Raw genomic sequence first — 18,247 nt, 5'->3', positions numbered from 1 at the left:
GCTCATGCCTTCAATCCTGCGTGTAGATCCTGCAAGCGGCGTACGGTCTTCTCGGGACCGAACTTCAGCGCTTCGCAGATAGCTTCGCCAGCAGCAATGGTGGTGGTGCAGTAAATCTTGTGCTGCAGGGCGTTGCGGCGAATGGAATAAGAGTCGGCGATCGACTGACGACCTTCGGTGGTGTTGATGATCAGGGTGACTTCGTCATTCTTGATCATGTCGACCACGTGCGGACGACCCTCGGTCACCTTGTTCACGCGACGCACTTTCAGACCTGCGGCCTCAATCAGCTTGGCAGTGCCGGCAGTGGCGACCACTTCGAAGCCCAAGTTGATCAGATCACGGGCCACGCCCGCAACCAGCGGCTTGTCGTCATCACGTACGCTGATGAATGCGGTGCCGCCGGTCGGCAGCACTTCGCTCGCGCCCATCTGGGCTTTGGCAAAGGCTTCGCCGAAGGTATCGCCGACGCCCATCACTTCACCGGTGGACTTCATCTCTGGGCCGAGGATCGGGTCCACGCCAGGGAATTTGGCGAACGGGAACACCGCCTCTTTCACGCTGTAGAAGTTCGGGATGATTTCCTTGGTGAAGCCGATTTCCTTCAGGGTCTTGCCGGCCATTACACGGGCAGCAATCATCGCCAGGGAAACACCGATGCACTTCGACACGAACGGCACGGTACGGGAAGCACGCGGGTTGACTTCGATGACGTAGATGTCTTCGCCTTGCAGCGCCAACTGAACGTTCATCAGGCCGACCACGCCCAGTTCCAGGGCCATTTTCTTGACCTGTTCGCGCATCTCATCCTGGATGTGCGCCGGCAGCGAGTACGGCGGCAGCGAGCACGCGGAGTCACCGGAGTGAACGCCCGCCTGTTCGATGTGCTGCATGATCGCACCGATCACAACATCCTTGCCGTCGCAGACCGCATCCACGTCCATCTCGATGGCGCAGTTGAGGAAGTGGTCGAGCAGCACCGGACTGTCGTTCGACACTTGCACCGCGTCACGCAGGTAACGCTTGAGTTCTTCTTCCTTGTAGACGATTTCCATCGCCCGGCCGCCCAGTACGTAGGACGGACGAACCACCAGCGGGTAACCGATCTTCGCGGCAGCGCGAACGGCTTCGTCTTCGCTGCGCACGGTGGCGTTTGGCGGCTGACGCAGGTTCAGGCGCTCAACCATCTGCTGGAAGCGCTCACGGTCTTCGGCACGGTCGATGGCGTCAGGGCTGGTGCCGATGATCGGCACACCGGCCGCTTCAAGTGCGCGAGCCAGTTTCAGAGGGGTCTGGCCACCGTACTGGACGATCACGCCTTTCGGCTTCTCGACGCGGCAGATTTCCAGCACGTCTTCCAGGGTCACCGGTTCGAAGTACAGACGGTCGGAAGTGTCGTAGTCAGTGGACACGGTTTCCGGGTTGCAGTTGACCATGATGGTTTCGTAGCCGTCTTCGCGCAGGGCGAGAGCGGCGTGTACGCAGCAGTAGTCAAACTCGATACCCTGGCCGATACGGTTCGGACCGCCACCCAGAATCATGATCTTGTCGCGACCGGACGGCGCTGCTTCGCACTCTTCCTCGTAAGTCGAGTACAGGTAAGCGGTGTCGGTGGCGAACTCGGCGGCGCAGGTGTCGACGCGCTTGTAGACCGGGAACACTTCCAGTTTTTGACGGTGAGTGCGCAGGTTCTTCTCGGTGACGCCCAGCAGTTTGGCCAGACGTTGGTCGGAGAAGCCTTTGCGCTTGAGCTTGAACATCAGATCGCGATCAATAGCGGACAGACCGAGGGTCTTGACCTTCTCTTCGTCCTTGATCAGATCCTCGATCTGAACCAGGAACCACGGGTCGATCATGTTCATGCCGAAGATTTCTTCGACGGTCATGCCGGCGCGGAAAGCGTCCGCCACGTACCAGATACGCTCGGCGCCCGGCACGGTCAGCTCGCGCTTGAGCACGCTCATGCTTTCCGGATTGCTCAGGTCGACTTTCTCGTCCAGACCGCAAACGCCCACTTCCAGACCGCGCAGGGCTTTCTGCAGGGATTCCTGGAAGGTACGGCCGATGGCCATGACTTCGCCTACCGACTTCATTTGAGTGGTCAGGCGAGCGTCAGCGTTGGCGAACTTCTCGAAAGCGAAGCGCGGCAGCTTGGTCACGACGTAGTCGATGGACGGCTCGAAGGACGCCGGGGTCTTGCCGCCGGTGATGTCGTTCGACAGCTCGTCAAGGGTGTAGCCGACTGCCAGTTTGGCCGCGACCTTGGCGATCGGGAAACCGGTGGCTTTCGAAGCCAGGGCCGACGAACGCGATACACGCGGGTTCATTTCGATCACGACCATGCGGCCGGTGTCCGGGCAGATACCGAACTGAACGTTGGAACCGCCGGTCTCGACGCCGATCTCGCGCAGTACCGCCAACGAGGCGTTACGCAGGATCTGGTATTCCTTGTCGGTCAGAGTCTGAGCTGGAGCCACGGTGATCGAGTCGCCGGTGTGCACGCCCATCGGGTCGAAGTTTTCGATCGAGCAGACGATGATGCAGTTGTCCTTTTTGTCGCGGACAACTTCCATTTCATATTCTTTCCAGCCGATCAGCGATTCGTCGATCAGCAGTTCCTTGGTCGGCGACAAGTCCAGACCACGGGCGCAGATTTCTTCGAACTCTTCACGGTTGTAAGCGATACCGCCACCGGTGCCGCCCATGGTGAAGGACGGACGGATGATGCACGGGAAGCCCAGGCGCTCGAGCACCGCGTTGGCTTCTTCCATGCTGTGGGCGATACCGGAACGCGGGCATTCCAGGCCGATGGACTTCATCGCCTTGTCGAAACGCGAACGGTCTTCAGCCTTGTCGATGGTGTCGGCGTTGGCGCCGATCATCTCTACGCCGAACTTCTCCAGAACGCCTTCGCGCTCCAGGTCCAGGGCGCAGTTCAGAGCAGTCTGGCCGCCCATGGTTGGCAGCACCGCATCCGGACGCTCTTTTTCGATGATCTTGGCAACGGTCTGCCACTTGATCGGCTCGATGTAGGTGGCGTCGGCCATGTCCGGGTCGGTCATGATGGTGGCCGGGTTGGAGTTCACCAGGATGACGCGGTAACCCTCTTCGCGCAGGGCTTTGCAAGCCTGAGCGCCGGAGTAGTCGAATTCGCAGGCCTGGCCGATAACGATCGGGCCAGCGCCGAGAATCAGGATGCTTTTAATGTCTGTACGTTTTGGCATGGGTTTGTCACTCAAATCCGCAGGTCAGTCGGCAAGCCGTCTTGATCGATTTCTGAAGTCCCGAGGGGGCCGCCGGTTTCGGGGCCGCCCTCGAGGGGCTTCTCGCTACAGTCTCAAGGCGAACGCTTAGCGTCGCTTGGCCATCTCGTTGATGAAGCGGTCAAACAGTGGCGCCACATCGTTCGGGCCCGGGCTCGCTTCAGGGTGACCCTGGAAGCTGAACGCGCTCTTGTCGGTGCGCTCGATGCCTTGCAGGGTGCCGTCGAACAGCGATTTGTGGATCGCGCGAACGTTGGCTGGCAGGGTCGCTTCGTCAACCGCAAAACCGTGGTTCTGGCTGGTGATCATCACGACGCCAGTGTCCAGATCCTGTACCGGGTGGTTGGCACCGTGGTGGCCGTGGCCCATTTTCAGGGTCTTGGCGCCGGAGGCCAGAGCCAGCAGCTGGTGGCCGAGGCAGATACCGAAGACCGGAATTTCGGTTTCCAGCACTTCCTTGATTGCCTTGATCGCATAGTCGCAAGGCTCCGGGTCACCAGGGCCGTTGGACAGGAACACGCCGTCCGGCTTCAGGGCCAGTACGTCGGCAGCCGGGGTTTGCGCCGGCACTACGGTGACGCGGCAGCCGCGCTCGACCAGCATGCGCAGGATGTTGACCTTGACGCCGTAGTCGTAGGCAACCACGTGGTAAGGCAACTCGGAGGCTTCGATGGTCGCGTGGCTGTCGGTTTTCAGATCCCAGACAGTGGAGCGCCACTCGTATTGGGTCTTGGTGCTGACGACTTTCGCCAGGTCCATGCCCTTCAGGCCCGGGAAGCCTTGTGCGGCAGCAATGGCAGCGGCTTCGGAGATGTTGTCGCCGGCCATGATGCAGCCGTTCTGTGCGCCTTTTTCACGCAGGATGCGAGTCAGGCGGCGGGTGTCGATACCGGCGATCGCCACGACATTGTTGGCTTTCAGGTAGTCGGACAGAGACATCGTGTTACGCCAGTTGCTCGCTACCAGCGGCAGGTCACGGATGACCAGGCCAGCGGACCAGACGCGGTCGGACTCGGCGTCTTCCGGCGTGGTGCCGGTGTTGCCGATGTGCGGGTAAGTCAGGGTAACGATCTGTTGGGCGTAGGAAGGATCGGTAAGGATTTCCTGATAGCCGGTCATTGCGGTGTTGAACACCACCTCACCAACGGTCTGACCGTCGGCTCCAATGGCTTCGCCGCGAAAAATGCTGCCATCAGCAAGGGCGAGTATGGCTGGCTTAGTCAAGAAGACCTCCCGTAAATAACGCATGAAAGGGCAATCGCAGGTTGTAAAAAAGCGGAGTGACGTATGGACACGTCACCCCGCTTCTTCACTGAATTATTCTGCGCGCTTTTAGTGGACACACTAAAGCTGTAGCTTACAGAAAAAGGGATTTTTGGTCTACCGCCAATGAGCCTGAAAGGCCGGAGAATGCGACAGGGCGTCGCCGGGCGGAGTAAAACCGGCACAAACAGGGCGTTTGCGCCGGATTCAAGCAAGGCTCAACGCAAGTCGAGCACGTCCTGCATGTCATACAGACCGGGCTCGCGAGCATCCAGCCACAGCGCCGCACGCACCGCGCCCTTGGCGAACGTCATGCGGCTCGAAGCCTTATGAGTGATCTCCAGACGTTCGCCTTCACAAGCGAACAGCACCGTGTGATCGCCCACGACATCACCACCGCGAACAGTGGCGAAACCGATGGTTTCACGCTCACGCACACCGGTATGACCTTCACGACCATAGACCGCAACCTTCTGCAGATCACGATCCAGCGCACTGGCGATCACCTCGCCCATGCGCAGGGCGGTGCCCGACGGCGCATCGATCTTGTGACGGTGATGAGCTTCGATGATTTCGATGTCCGCATCATCACCCAGCACACGGGCTGCCATGTCGAGCAATTTCAGCGACAGGTTGACGCCAACACTGAAATTGGCAGCAAACACGATCGGAATATCCTTGCCCGCTTCGGCCAGCAACTGCTTCTGGGCAGCATCCAGACCGGTGGTGCCGATCACCATGGCCTTGCCGGCCTTGCGGCAGAACGCCAGGTTTTTCAGCATCACTTCCGGCAGCGTGAAGTCGATCAACACATCGAACTCTTCCGCTACCGATTCCAGGTTACCGGACAGCGGCACGCCGATTCGGCCGAGCGAAGCCAGCTCACCGGCATCCACCCCGATCAGCGTACTGCCAGGGCGGACAATGGCGGCCGTCAAACCGGTCAGCGGCGCGCGCTGCTGCACGGCCTCGACCAGAATCTTGCCCATGCGCCCAGCAGCGCCCATCACAGCTATACGTCGCATGCCGACTCCTTACAGATCGCCGAAGAAGCGCTTCACGCCATCGAACCAACCGGTGGTTTTCGGCGAGTGGCTGTTGTCGTCCGCCAGGGAGCTGCGGAATTCTTCGAGCAACTCACGCTGACGACGATTCAGGTTGACCGGGGTCTCGACCGCTACACGGCACATCAGATCACCTGCACCGCCACCACGCACCGGCGCCACACCTTTGCCACGCACACGGAATTGCTTGCCGGTCTGAGTCCCCTCGGGGATCTTCAGCTTGACGCGACCGTCGAGGGTCGGGATTTCCAGCTCGCCACCCAGCGCCGCATCGACAAAGCTGATCGGCACTTCGCAGAACAGGTGCTTGCCGTCACGCTGGAAGATCGCGTGCTCGCGCACGTTGATCACCACGTACAGGTCGCCGGTCGGGCCACCCTGGGTGCCCGCCTCGCCTTCGCCGGACAGGCGAATGCGGTCACCGGTATCAACACCGGCTGGCACTTTGACGGAGAGGGTTTTGTATTCTTCGACGCGACCGTCACCGTGGCAGGAGTCGCACGGATCGGAAATGATCTTGCCCTGGCCATGGCAGCGCGGGCAGGTCTGTTGTACGGAGAAGAAGCCTTGCTGCATGCGCACCTGGCCGATGCCGCCGCAAGTCGGGCACGTCGATGGCGACGAACCTTTCTTGGCGCCCGAACCATCGCACGGCTTGCAGTTGACCAGCGTCGGAACGCGGATATTCACGGTCGTACCGCGCACCGCTTCTTCCAGGTTCAGCTCCAGGGTGTAGCGCAAATCGCTACCGCGCTGGGCGCCGCCACGGGAACCGCCGCGACCGCCACCGAAGAAGTCACTGAAGACATCGCCGAAGATGTCAGAGAAGTTCTGACCGCCAAAGCCTGCACCGCCGCCGCCCATGCTCGGGTCGACGCCGGCATGGCCGTACTGATCGTACGCCGCACGCTTGCTGGAATCGGACAATACCTCGTAGGCCTCGTTGGCCTCCTTGAACAGTTCTTCCGACGCTTTGTCATCGGGATTACGGTCCGGGTGATGCTTCATCGCCAGACGGCGATAGGCCTTTTTCAGGTCTGCTTCGCTTGAGCCGCGCTCAACACCCAACACTTCGTAATAGTCACGCTTTGCCATAAGTCTTTGCACTCTTAAGGACGTTCGGCAAACCCCTCCTGAGCTTCGCCAAACTCGTTGAGCCCCAATACAGGCCCGGACCCAACTCACGTCAATTCAACGATCCTGGTCTTTGATTCATGCGGCACTTTCAGCTCGAAAAGCAGGAGCATTTCCGGCCATGCCACCAACACACGAAGCTTGTCGCATGCTGTAAAAATTCGCGTATTCCAGATACGCCAACGCGGGAGCAAGCTCCCGCGCGGCAACATCCTACCAGTCAGTGCCCAAAGGCAGTCAACCGGCCGACCAACAACTTACTTGTGGTCTTTGACTTCTTCGAACTCGGCATCGACAACATCGTCAGCCTTTTCAGCTTTCTCTGCGTGCGGAGCCGCGCCTTCGGCAGGCTGAGCCTGTTCGGCGTACATCTTCTGGGCAACCGGCGCGGAGACTTTCGACAGCTCTTCAATCTTCGCTTCGATGGCAGCCTTGTCGTCGCCTTTGACGGCAGCTTCCAGGGCAACCACGGCCGCTTCGATTGCAGTTTTCTCTTCTGCAGTCACTTTGTCGCCAGCGTCGGTGACCATTTTGCGAGTCGAGTGAACCAGCGCGTCACCCTGGTTACGGGCACCGGCCAGTTCTTCGAACTTGCGGTCTTCCTCAGCGTTCAGCTCGGCGTCGCGGACCATCTTCTGGATTTCTTCATCCGACAGACCGGAGTTGGCCTTGATGGTGATCTTCTGCTCTTTGCCGGTCGCCTTGTCTTTCGCGCCGACGTGCAGGATGCCGTTGGCGTCGATGTCGAAGGTCACTTCGATCTGTGGCACACCACGTGGCGCTGGTGGAATCTCGGCCAGGTCGAACTTGCCCAGGGACTTGTTCTGTGCGGCTTGCTTGCGCTCGCCTTGCAGCACGTGAATGGTCACGGCGCCCTGGTTGTCGTCGGCAGTCGAGAACACTTGCGATTTCTTGGTAGGAATCGTGGTGTTTTTCTCGATCAGCGCAGTCATCACGCCACCCATGGTTTCGATACCCAGGGTCAGCGGGCTGACGTCGAGCAGCAGAACGTCTTTCACGTCACCGGCCAGAACGGCGCCCTGGATCGCAGCACCCATGGCAACGGCTTCGTCCGGGTTGACGTCTTTACGAGCTTCTTTACCGAAGAAATCGGTAACCAGCTTCTGTACCAGCGGCATACGGGTCTGACCGCCGACCAGGATCACGTCGTTGATCGCGCCAACGTCGATACCGGCGTCTTTCATGGCGATGCGGCAAGGCTCGATGGTGCGCTGAACCAGGTCTTCAACCAGTGCTTCGAGCTTGGCACGCGAGATTTTCACGTTCAGGTGCTTAGGACCGGTGGCGTCTGCAGTGATGTACGGCAGGTTCACGTCGGTCGACTGAGCGGACGACAGCTCGATCTTGGCTTTTTCAGCGGCTTCTTTCAGGCGCTGCATGGCCAGCGGGTCACCCTTGAGGTTCATGCCGCTTTCTTTCTTGAATTCGTCAACGAGGTAGTCGATCAGACGAATGTCGAAGTCTTCACCGCCCAGGAAAGTGTCACCGTTGGTGGCCAATACTTCGAACTGGTGCTCGCCGTCAACTTCAGCGATCTCGATCACGGATACGTCGAAAGTACCGCCACCCAGGTCGTAAACGATCACGGTGTGATCGCCCTTGGCCTTGTCCATGCCGTAAGCCAGAGCGGCTGCGGTTGGTTCGTTGATGATACGTTTTACGTCCAGACCGGCGATGCGGCCGGCGTCTTTGGTCGCCTGGCGCTGGCTGTCGTTGAAGTAGGCCGGAACGGTGATCACCGCTTCAGTCACAGCTTCGCCGAGGTAGTCTTCGGCGGTCTTCTTCATCTTCTTCAGAATTTCAGCCGAGATTTGTGGCGGCGCCATTTTCTGGCCGTTCACTTCAACCCACGCGTCGCCGTTGTCAGCCTTGGCGATTTTGTAAGGAACCATCTGAATGTCTTTCTGTACGACTTCTTCTTCGAAGCGACGACCGATCAGACGCTTTACCGCGTACAGGGTGTTGTGCGGGTTGGTCACTGCCTGACGCTTGGCGGACTGGCCGACCAGAATTTCGCCATCGTTGGCGTAAGCGATGATCGAAGGCGTGGTACGCGCGCCTTCGGCGTTCTCGATAACTTTGGCCTGGCCGTTTTCAAGAATGGAGACGCAGGAGTTGGTAGTCCCCAGGTCGATACCGATAATTTTGCCCATGTTAACTCTCCTGAAACTTTGGATTTGGTTGCCGCAGCGGTTGTGGCCAACTGCGGTAGCACTTAAACGCTTGACTTCTAAATGGGGGCCTTGCGGCTAATTTCAAGCCTTCTCGTCAATCGAAGGCGAAACGGGTGCTGGCGCCTTGCTGACCACGACCATTGCCGGGCGCAGCAGACGACCGTTGAGCTGGTAGCCCTTCTGGAACACCTTCAGAATGCTGTTCGGCTCCAGATCAGCACTTTCCTGCATGGCCATTGCCTGATGTTCCACTGCGTTGAACGGCTCGCCTTCCTGCGGGCTGACAGCTACAAGCTGATAACGCGCGAGGGTGTCGTGAAACATTTTCAGGGTCAGCTCGATGCCTTCGCGCATCGGACGGATGCTTTCGTCGTCCGGGTTCGACAGCTCGAGGCCGCGCTCCAGGCTGTCGACGATCGGCAACAAATCGCCGGCGAATTTTTCCAGCGCAAACTTGTGAGCCTTTTCGACGTCCTGCTCGGCACGGCGGCGGACGTTCTGCAGATCGGCAGCTACGCGCAGAGATTGATCCTGCGCGGCGGCCAATTGCTCTTCGAGCACTTGTACACGGGTCGCCAGGTCATCACCCGCAGTCTCGGGCGCCTGATTGGCTTCTGCTTTTTGCGTATCTACTGTCTGTTCGTCAGCCATAGAATTCTCCTTTCAATAACGTCCGCGAGCTCGACTCGCGCTTCTGCCCCGGTATATGGGGCCGCAAAATCAGGCTTCAAGGGCTGACAATGATTAACCCTACAAAAAAGTGCTGCATTGTCATTCCCGGGCGCGATAAGCATTTGATCGGATCAAGCCAATCGAGCTAAGCGAGGGCATTGTCAGGCCGAAACAAAACACTGTATAAATAACCAGACCTAAAGCCTGGGAGCGGCCTTTATGCTGGTGCACCTGTCCGTACACAACTACGCCATCGTTGAACATCTCGATCTCGAACTCGATCGCGGGATGAGCGTGATTACCGGGGAAACCGGCGCCGGCAAGTCGATCATGCTCGACGCGCTGGGCCTGACCCTTGGCGATCGCGCCGACAGCGGCGTGGTTCGCCCGGGCGCCGACAAGGCCGATATCCTGGCGACCTTCGACCTGGCCGACATTCCCGAAGCCAGCGCCTGGCTGGCCGAGCGCGACCTGGAAATCGACGGCCCGTGCATCCTTCGCCGAGTCATCACCTCGGAAGGCCGCTCCCGTGGCTATATCAACGGCACGCCCTGCCCGCTCGGCGACCTCAAGGCCCTCGGCGAGCTGCTGATCGACATCCACAGCCAGCACGAACACCAATCCCTGCTCAAGACGGATACCCACCGTCGCCTGCTCGACGAATACGCCGGCGCCACCGATCTGGCCCGCCAGGTACAACTGGCCGCCCAGCGCTGGCGCCAGACCCGCCTGGAGCTGGAGCGCCTGTCCAACTCCGGTGACGAACAGCGCGCCCGTCATCAACTGCTCAGCTATCAGCTCGAAGAACTGGAGAACCTCGGTCTCGGCGAGAACGAACTGGAAGATCTGGAGCAGGAACACAAGAACCTGACCAACGCCGAAACCCTGCTGGGCATCTGCCGGCAAGTGGTCGAGCAGTGCAGTGAAAGTGATTCCGGCAATGTGCTGAATGCACTGACCGCCAGCCTCAATCGCCTGTCGAGCGTGAACAACTCGATCGGCGCTCTGGGCGAAGCCAGCAGCTTGCTGACCAGCGCGCAGATCCAGGTCGAAGAGGCTGTCGGCGAGCTCAACCGCTTCCTCGACAACTTCGACGCCGATCCGGCGCGCCTGCAGTATCTGGAAGAGCGTCTGGACGCCATTTACACCCTGGCACGCAAGCATCGGATCCAGCCGACCGAAGTCGCCGAGATGCAGCAAAAGCTGCTGGATGAAATCGAAACCCTCAACGCCAACGACGAATCCATCGAGCGTCTGGGCGAAGAACTTGCTTCGTACGCCCGCCACTACCAGGAAAAGGCCCGCGAACTGAGTGATCTGCGCCATCAGGCTGCAGGCAGTCTGGCCAGCGCAGTCGAGCAGGAGATTCAACGCCTCGGCATGCCTGGCGGACGCTTCACCATAGAGCTGCGCCCCAACGCCAGCGGCGAACTCCTGCCCAACGGCCTCGAACAAGTCGAACTGCTGGTCAGCGCCAACCCCGGCCAACCCTTGAAGGCCTTGGCCAAAGTGGCATCCGGCGGCGAACTCTCGCGGATCAGCCTGGCGATTCAGGTCATCACCGCCCAGACCTCGCGCGTGCCGACCCTGGTATTCGACGAAGTGGACGTGGGCATCGGTGGTCCGACGGCCGAGATTGTCGGCCAGCTATTGCGGCGCCTGGGCGAACGCGGACAAGTACTGACCGTTACGCACTTGCCACAAGTGGCCGCCCAGGGTCATCAGCATCTGTTCGTGCACAAGGTGCGAGGCGAGCAGGCGACGCACACCGCCGTCTCGAAGCTGAGTAAAAATGACCGTATAGAAGAAGTCGCGAGGATGCTCGGCGGCATTGATCTGACCAAAGAGTCTCTGGCGCACGCCAAGAAGATGGTCGTTACCGCAAAAGTTTAAGCACGACAGAAAGCACGAAGGCGACCCTTGGGTCGCCTTCGTTCGTTTCGCGAACCTGAAATTCGCGCGACATGCTTACTTTTTCTTGCGGACGTACAGCACCAGGTTGTGATCTACCAACTCGACACCGTGCTCCTCGGCAATTGCCTTCTGGAGCTTTTCGATTTCGATGCTGACGAATTCGACAACCTCACCGGTTTCCACGTTGACCATATGGTCGTGGTGGCCACCATCGGCCAATTCGAATACCGCGTGACCGCCATCGAAGTTATGACGGACCACGAGGCCAGCCGCTTCGAACTGGGTCAGAACACGGTAAACCGTGGCCAGACCGACGTCCTCGCCAGCTTCCATCAACGCCTTGTAGACGTCCTCGGCACTCATGTGACGCTGCTCGGTAGAGTCGAGCATTTGCAGGATCTTGACCCGTGGCAGGGTCACTTTGAGGCCGGCTTTGCGTAGTTCGCTATTTTCAACCATGGTCAGCTTTCTCGCGATGCTGCTTCGCAGCTTCTCTTAATGCGGGTATGATCGGCGTTTACGTTGTCCCAGCCAAGATAGTGGAAGTCGCCCACCGATGCAAAACACCAAGCTCTTGCTAACCAGTTTCACCTTTGTGGGACTGCTCGCACTCGCCGGTTGTTCATTCCCCGGGGTTTACAAAATCGACATCCAGCAGGGCAATGTCGTCACGCAGGACATGATAGACCAGTTACGCCCGGGAATGACCCGGCCGCAAGTACGGTTTATCATGGGCAACCCTCTGCTTGTCGACACGTTCCATGCCAATCGCTGGGATTATCTGTACAGCCTGCAACCTGGTGGCGGTGAACGCCAGCAGGAACGCATGAGTGTCATTTTCGACTCAAACGACCGCCTTGTCAGCCTGTCCGGTGACTTCATGCCGGGCGTGAGCCGTGACGAAGCCATTCTCGGCAAGGAAAGTGGCACTAACGTGACCGCTCCTGCTGAAAACGCCGAGAAGCCAAAACCGGAAAAACCGGTCAAGCCAGGTTCCTTGCTGGATCAGATCCAGAAGGACGTCGATGGTGTGGAAACCGTTCCGGTTCCGACACCAGAGCCGCTGGACACCTCGCCGCAATAATTTGCGACGCAATAAAAAACCCGGAAATTCCGGGTTTTTTATTGCCTGCAGATTGGCGCATCACTGATTTCTGGCTTTGGCCTCGGCAGCCTTGGCGGCACGCAATCGGCGCACCTCTTTCGGATCAGCCAGCAATGGTCGGTAGATTTCGAGGCGATCCCCCGCCTGAACAACCCGCACATCCGGATCGGCAACCACTTTGCCGAAAATCCCGACCGGGCAACCGGCCAGATCCAGTTCCGGAAACTCGCTATCAATGCCACTGGCCAACAGCGCAGTACGCACCGTCGCCCCCTCTGCCACGCTGATCGTGCGCAACACCTGACGATCAACCGCCGCGTACACCACTTCTATTTCGATCACCGGCTCAACCATGCATCTGCTTGGCGCGCTGGCAGAATGCATCCACCAGCGTGTTGGCAGCCTGATTGAACAGCGGCCCGAGCGTGGCACGCACCAACGGGCCGGCATAATCGAAGGACAGATCGAGGCTGATCTTGCAGGCTTTCTCGTTCAACGCCTTGAACACCCAGACACCGTGCAACTGATTGAACGGACCTTCCTCGAGGTTCATTTCGATCGATTGTCCCGGCACCAGGGTATTGCGTGTCACGAAGTGCTGACTGAGGCCGCCCTTGGCCACACCAACGCTGGCGCGCATGTGTTCAGGCGAGCTTTCCAGGACTTCTGCGGACGAACACCACGGCAGAAACTCCGGATAACGTGCCACGTCATTGACCAGGTCATAGAGAAATTGCGCCGGGTAAGGCAGCAGCGCTGATCGTTGAATATGTGTCGTCATGTAAGCGTCACTTCCAGAGCTGGGTGGCAAACACTACAAGAATGCCGATGGGCGCCACATAGCGCATCAAGAACAGAGACAAGGCGAATAGCGCCGGGCTGCGAATCGACAATTCGTCGCGCACCGCGTCACGCCCCATCACCCATCCGGCAAACAGTACAAAGCACAGCCCGCCGAGCGGCAGCATGATCCGTGAGGTGAAGAAGTCGATCACACCAAAGAAGTCCAGACCGCCTGCGGCACCCCATTGGTAGAGATGGAACATTCCGCCTTCGTTCACGAAAAATTTCGCTTCCTTCCAGATATTGAAGGAAAACACCGTGCCCAGGCCGACAAACCAGCAGGTGAACGCCAACCAGAACGTCACCCAGGCACGACTGATTTTAGTCCGCTCGACCAGATAGGCGACCATCGGCTCCAGCAGGGAAATCGCCGAACTCCAGGCAGCAATGGCTACCAGAACGAAGAACACCACGCCCATCAACTGGCCGAAAAGCACATTACCGAAAGCAAATGGCAGGCTGACGAACATCAACCCCGGGCCTTCGCTCGGGTTCAAACCGCCAGCGAACACAATCGGAAACAAGGCCAGACCGGCCACCAGCGAAACGAAGGTATCGAGCAGCGCCACACCCACGACCGTGCCGGACAGCGAAGCTTCCTTCGTCATGTAGGCGCCGTAGATCATGATCGAGCCCACTCCCACGCTCAGGGAGAAGAAGGCGTGCCCCATGGCCGGCAGCAAGCCGTCGAGGACTTTCTCCGGGTGGAAGTCGAACATGAAATGCACGCCCTCCATGAAGTGCCCGGTGGTCATGCTATAGCCCAGCAGGACGAGGACCATCACAAACAACAGCGGCATCATGATCCGCAGGCTGCGTTCAAGCCCGGCGACCACGCCTTTGGCGATCACCACGGCAGACAACAGCATGAAAACCGTGTGCCACAGCGTGATGCGCCAAGGGTCGGCGATGACATTGCCGAAATAGGCACCGACCTGATCGGCCGTCGCCCCCTGGAAATCCCCGCGCCCCATATCAATGATGTAATCCAGCGACCAGCCGCCGACCACACTGTAGAAAGACAGGATCAGCAACGCCGTGATCATCCCGGCGAACGCGCCCCACGACCACTTGCCCGAATGCCCGGCTTCGATTGCCAGCACCTTGAGGGCGTTGGCCGGACTCAGCCGCGCACGCCGGCCGATCAGGGTTTCCGCGAGCATCACCGGAATGCCGATCAGCGCGATGCAGGCCAGAAACATCAGCACAAAGGCGCCGCCACCGTAGACCCCGACCATGTAGGGGAACTTCCAGATGCTGCCCAATCCCACGGCCGAACCGGTCGCGGCGAATATGAAAACCCAGCGGCTAGCCCAACTGCCGTGGACAGAAACCTTGTCTGTCGACATCGTTTATCACGCCCAAGCGTTAGAAAAAGAGGCCGCATTGTCCGGGATTCACTCAACCTGCTCAAGCACGCAGCATCACCGTAGCCGACAGCCGTTTATCTCCATATAATGCCGCCCCTATGGCTAAACAGAAGAAACACCCAACAGGGACCATCGCGCAGAACAAAAAGGCGCGACACGATTACTTCATCGAGCACAAGTTCGAGGCTGGTCTGGTCCTGGCCGGCTGGGAAGTAAAAAGTCTGCGGGCAAGCAAGCTGCAACTGGTCGACAGTTACGTCCTGCTCAAGGATGGCGAAGCCTGGCTGCTTGGCAGCCACATCACGCCACTGATGACCGCCAGCACCCACGTCATCGCTGACCCGGTCCGCACCCGGAAGCTGCTGCTCAACCGGCGCGAGCTGGAGAAGCTGGCCGCCGCCGTGCAGCAGAAGGGTTACGCCTGCGTATGCCTGTCCTGGTACTGGAGCAAGCACATGGTCAAGTGCGAGATCGCTCTGGGCAAGGGCAAGAAGGAATACGACAAGCGTGATACCGAGCGCGAACGCGATGCCGGTCGCGAGTTGCAGCGTGCGGTGCGCAACAAGGGCAAGGAAGACTGATTCTTCTGCCTGAATGACCATTCCCGCGCTCAGCGCGGGAATGGTCATGCCTGAACCTACATCCCTTTGCGCCGCTCGGCCCGAGCCACGCGCTGAACTTCCTGGCGCACCTCTTCCAGCACTTCCTGCACATACAGTATGTGTCGACTGGAAACCTCTCGCGCCTGCTCTGCACGTCCTTCGATAATCGCCTGGTAAAGTTCCCGGTGCTGAGTGATCAGCATGTCGCGGGTTTCCGTGCGCTGCTTGTACATGCCGCCGATGTTGGTCACCACATTGCGCTTGAGCAGGTCGAACAGACCGCGAATGGTGTGCAGCAACACAGCGTTATGGCTGGCCTCGGCGATAGCCAAGTGAAACTTCGCGTCCGCCGCGCCCTCCTCCGCCCGACTCACTTCGTCATGGCGCGAGTAGCAATCCTGTAGCTCTTCGAACGCCGCGGTCAGCCGCTCGCGATCCACATCGGTGGCGCGCAATGCCGCGTAATAGGCACACGATGCCTCCAGCGTGTGGCGAAATTCCAGCAGATCGCGCTGGGCCTCGGGATTACTTTCCAGCAGTTGCAGCAATGGGTCGCTGAAGGTCGAGCCCAGGCTTTCCACCACGTAATTGCCGCCGCCCTGCTTGCTGACCAGCAGCCCCTTGGCCGCCAGCTTCTGGATTGCCTCGCGCAACGAAGGCCGGGACACACCGAACTGCTCGGCCAATGTGCGCTCGGCCGGCAGGCGCTCGCCGGACTTCAATGTCCCCTCGAGGATCATCCCCTCAAGCCGCTCGACAATATCGTCAGACAAACGGCGCTGACGTATCTGATCAAACCCCATCACTCAATTCTCCACGATCCCGACCACTCGCCGGGCTCTCTATTCTGGCCTATCGGCGCCTTGCCGACACCTGCCAGATGAAACGCCCCGGACCGGATCAGATCGAGCCTGCACCGGTCATTCGACAAAAGTTTTAGGGCGGCAAATTGACACACCGACATCAAGGCTTTTACCCTAGCCAACAGCGATTGTAAATTGGTCTTACCAATTAACCAAGAACGCTGACAGTGCCTGACCAACAACAATTAGGGGCCACCCCATATGCAAACCTGGCAACAGCTCTACAGCCCGCTCGGCAGTCTCGGCGTGTCCGCACTCGCGGCCGTCATCCCCATCGTGTTCTTCTTCCTCGCCCTGGCGGTGTTCCGCCTCAAAGGTCATGTCGCCGGCAGCATCACGCTGGCCCTGGCGATCCTTGTGGCGATCTTTGCGTTCCAGATGCCGGTCGACATGGCGTTCGCCGCCGCCGGATATGGCTTCGCCTATGGTCTGTGGCCGATTGCCTGGATCATTGTCGCGGCGGTGTTCTTGTACAAACTGACGGTCAAGAGCGGTCAGTTCGAAGTCATCCGCAGTTCGGTCCTGTCGATCACCGATGACCAGCGCTTGCAGGTGCTGCTGATCGGTTTCTGCTTCGGTGCCTTCCTCGAAGGCGCAGCCGGTTTCGGCGCGCCGGTGGCGATTACCGCTGCGCTGCTCGTAGGACTGGGCTTCAACCCGCTGTACGCCGCTGGCCTGTGCCTGATTGCCAACACCGCGCCGGTCGCGTTCGGTGCCTTGGGGATTCCGATCATCGTCGCCGGGCAGGTCACCGGTATCGATGCGTTCAAGATTGGCGCCATGACCGGCCGCCAACTGCCACTGCTGTCGCTGTTCGTGCCGTTCTGGCTGGTGTTCATGATGGACGGCCTGCGCGGCGTTCGCGAAACCTGGCCAGCCGCACTGGTTGCCGGCCTGAGTTTCGCCGTGACCCAGTACTTCACCTCGAACTTCATCGGCCCGGAACTGCCGGACATCACCTCGGCCCTGGCCAGCCTGATCTCGCTGACCCTGTTCCTGAAAGTCTGGCAGCCAAAACGCACTGCGGGCGCACAGATCGCCGGTGCCACCTCGAACGTGGCAGTCACCGCCAGCGTCGGCGGTTTCGGCCAGAAACGCACCACCATCGCCTCGCCCTACAGCCTCGGGGAAATCTTCAAGGCTTGGTCGCCATTCCTGATCCTCACCGTGCTGGTCACCATCTGGACGCTCAAACCGTTCAAGGCCATGTTCGCCGCTGGCGGCTCGATGTACGCATGGGTGTTCAACTTCGCGATCCCGCACCTGGATCAACTGGTGATCAAGACTGCACCAATCGTCGCGACGCCGACAGCCATTCCGGCCGTGTTCAAACTCGACCCGATTTCTGCCACCGGCACGGCGATTTTCTTCTCGGCGCTGATCTCGATGATCATCCTGAAGATCAATTTCAAAATTGGTCTTACCACTCTGAAAGAAACTTTCTACGAACTGCGCTGGCCAATTCTGTCGATCGGCATGGTGCTGGCTTTCGCCTTCGTCACCAACTATTCCGGCATGTCTTCGACCATGGCCCTGGTGCTGGCCGCGACCGGCGCGGCGTTCCCGTTCTTCTCGCCGTTCCTGGGTTGGCTGGGCGTGTTCCTGACTGGTTCCGATACGTCGTCCAACGCGCTGTTCAGTTCGCTGCAAGCGACCACCGCGCACCAGATCGGGGTCAACGACACCTTGCTGGTAGCGGCCAATACCAGCGGCGGCGTGACCGGCAAGATGATTTCGCCACAGTCGATTGCCGTGGCCTGCGCCGCGACCGGGTTGGTGGGCAAGGAATCCGATCTGTTCCGCTTCACCCTCAAGCACAGCCTATTCTTTGCAACGATTGTCGGCCTGATCACCCTGGCCCAGGCCTACTGGTTCACCGGCATGCTGGTGCATTAAGACCACAAGCGACATGGAAATAACCGACGCCGGTTCGTGATTCCGGCGTCAGCAATTCACAAC

At 59.4% G+C, this 18,247-nt stretch carries 15 protein-coding genes; 4 read left to right on the top strand and 11 right to left on the bottom strand.

Annotated features, from left to right (window positions below; genetic code table 11):
* Positions 1–2: 2 nt before the first annotated feature.
* From carB to grpE, 6 genes are all read right to left on the bottom strand, one after another.
* Complete coding sequence (carB, locus tag AC1RME_RS27805) at positions 3–3,224, bottom strand: carbamoyl-phosphate synthase large subunit (protein ID WP_096818824.1); 3,222 nt, start codon at positions 3,222–3,224, stop codon at positions 3–5.
* A gap of 126 nt (positions 3,225–3,350) precedes the next feature.
* Positions 3,351–4,487 carry a glutamine-hydrolyzing carbamoyl-phosphate synthase small subunit gene (carA, locus tag AC1RME_RS27800; RefSeq protein WP_096818820.1) on the bottom strand — a complete coding sequence of 379 codons (1,137 nt, stop codon included), beginning with the start codon at positions 4,485–4,487 and terminating at the stop codon, positions 3,351–3,353.
* Positions 4,488–4,744: 257 nt separating this feature from the next.
* On the bottom strand, positions 4,745–5,551 hold the full coding sequence (dapB, locus tag AC1RME_RS27795; RefSeq protein WP_085729543.1) for a 4-hydroxy-tetrahydrodipicolinate reductase: 807 nt from the start codon (positions 5,549–5,551) through the stop codon (positions 4,745–4,747).
* A 9-nt stretch (positions 5,552–5,560) separates the two neighbouring features.
* Positions 5,561–6,685, bottom strand: a complete 1,125-nt coding sequence (gene dnaJ, locus AC1RME_RS27790; RefSeq protein ID WP_085711856.1) for a molecular chaperone DnaJ — start codon at positions 6,683–6,685, stop codon at positions 5,561–5,563.
* A 296-nt stretch (positions 6,686–6,981) separates the two neighbouring features.
* The gene (dnaK, locus tag AC1RME_RS27785; protein ID WP_096818817.1) at positions 6,982–8,898 is read right to left on the bottom strand and encodes a molecular chaperone DnaK; all 1,917 of its coding nucleotides are present in this window, start codon (positions 8,896–8,898) and stop codon (positions 6,982–6,984) included.
* Between the two features lie 102 nt (positions 8,899–9,000).
* Positions 9,001–9,570: a nucleotide exchange factor GrpE gene (grpE, locus tag AC1RME_RS27780; RefSeq protein ID WP_096818814.1), complete on the bottom strand. Its 570-nt coding sequence runs from the start codon at positions 9,568–9,570 to the stop codon at positions 9,001–9,003.
* Positions 9,571–9,810: 240 nt separating this feature from the next.
* On the opposite strand from grpE, the gene recN reads away from it, so the two are divergent.
* The gene (gene recN / locus AC1RME_RS27775; RefSeq protein ID WP_096818812.1) at positions 9,811–11,484 is read left to right on the top strand and encodes a DNA repair protein RecN; all 1,674 of its coding nucleotides are present in this window, start codon (positions 9,811–9,813) and stop codon (positions 11,482–11,484) included.
* Positions 11,485–11,559: 75 nt separating this feature from the next.
* Here recN and fur read toward each other — a convergent pair whose 3' ends face one another.
* A complete protein-coding gene (gene fur, locus AC1RME_RS27770) occupies positions 11,560–11,964 on the bottom strand; it encodes a ferric iron uptake transcriptional regulator (protein WP_064119476.1) in 405 nt (134 codons plus the stop codon).
* Positions 11,965–12,061: 97 nt separating this feature from the next.
* Between fur and AC1RME_RS27765 the strand changes: the two genes are divergently transcribed.
* Positions 12,062–12,589: an outer membrane protein assembly factor BamE gene (locus AC1RME_RS27765; RefSeq protein WP_096818809.1), complete on the top strand. Its 528-nt coding sequence runs from the start codon at positions 12,062–12,064 to the stop codon at positions 12,587–12,589.
* Between the two features lie 60 nt (positions 12,590–12,649).
* On the opposite strand, the gene AC1RME_RS27760 is transcribed toward AC1RME_RS27765, so the two are convergent.
* The 3 genes from AC1RME_RS27760 to AC1RME_RS27750 are packed head-to-tail and all read right to left on the bottom strand — an operon-like array spanning position 12,650 to position 14,802.
* Positions 12,650–12,964, bottom strand: coding sequence for an RnfH family protein (locus AC1RME_RS27760; RefSeq protein WP_096818807.1), 315 nt, complete (start codon positions 12,962–12,964; stop codon positions 12,650–12,652).
* Complete coding sequence (locus AC1RME_RS27755) at positions 12,957–13,391, bottom strand: type II toxin-antitoxin system RatA family toxin (RefSeq protein WP_003221509.1); 435 nt, start codon at positions 13,389–13,391, stop codon at positions 12,957–12,959. Before AC1RME_RS27755 ends, AC1RME_RS27760 begins: the two co-directional genes overlap by 8 nt.
* Before the next feature lie 7 nt (positions 13,392–13,398).
* Positions 13,399–14,802, bottom strand: coding sequence for a sodium-dependent transporter (locus tag AC1RME_RS27750; RefSeq protein WP_096818805.1), 1,404 nt, complete (start codon positions 14,800–14,802; stop codon positions 13,399–13,401).
* A gap of 119 nt (positions 14,803–14,921) precedes the next feature.
* Here AC1RME_RS27750 and smpB point away from each other — a divergent pair, with 119 nt between their 5' ends.
* Positions 14,922–15,404 (top strand): SsrA-binding protein SmpB, encoded by a 483-nt coding sequence (gene smpB / locus AC1RME_RS27745; protein ID WP_007915208.1) that lies wholly within the window; start codon positions 14,922–14,924, stop codon positions 15,402–15,404.
* Positions 15,405–15,460: 56 nt separating this feature from the next.
* Here the strand turns inward: smpB and AC1RME_RS27740 are convergent, their stop codons facing one another.
* Positions 15,461–16,228, bottom strand: coding sequence for an FCD domain-containing protein (locus tag AC1RME_RS27740; protein WP_096818803.1), 768 nt, complete (start codon positions 16,226–16,228; stop codon positions 15,461–15,463).
* Between the two features lie 261 nt (positions 16,229–16,489).
* Here AC1RME_RS27740 and AC1RME_RS27735 point away from each other — a divergent pair, with 261 nt between their 5' ends.
* The gene (locus AC1RME_RS27735) at positions 16,490–18,184 is read left to right on the top strand and encodes a lactate permease LctP family transporter (RefSeq protein WP_096818800.1); all 1,695 of its coding nucleotides are present in this window, start codon (positions 16,490–16,492) and stop codon (positions 18,182–18,184) included.
* Positions 18,185–18,247 lie beyond the last annotated feature (63 nt).

Source organism: Pseudomonas sp. GW822-FHT03F08 (assembly GCF_058801265.1).
This window is presented reverse-complemented; position numbering and strand designations above follow the sequence as displayed.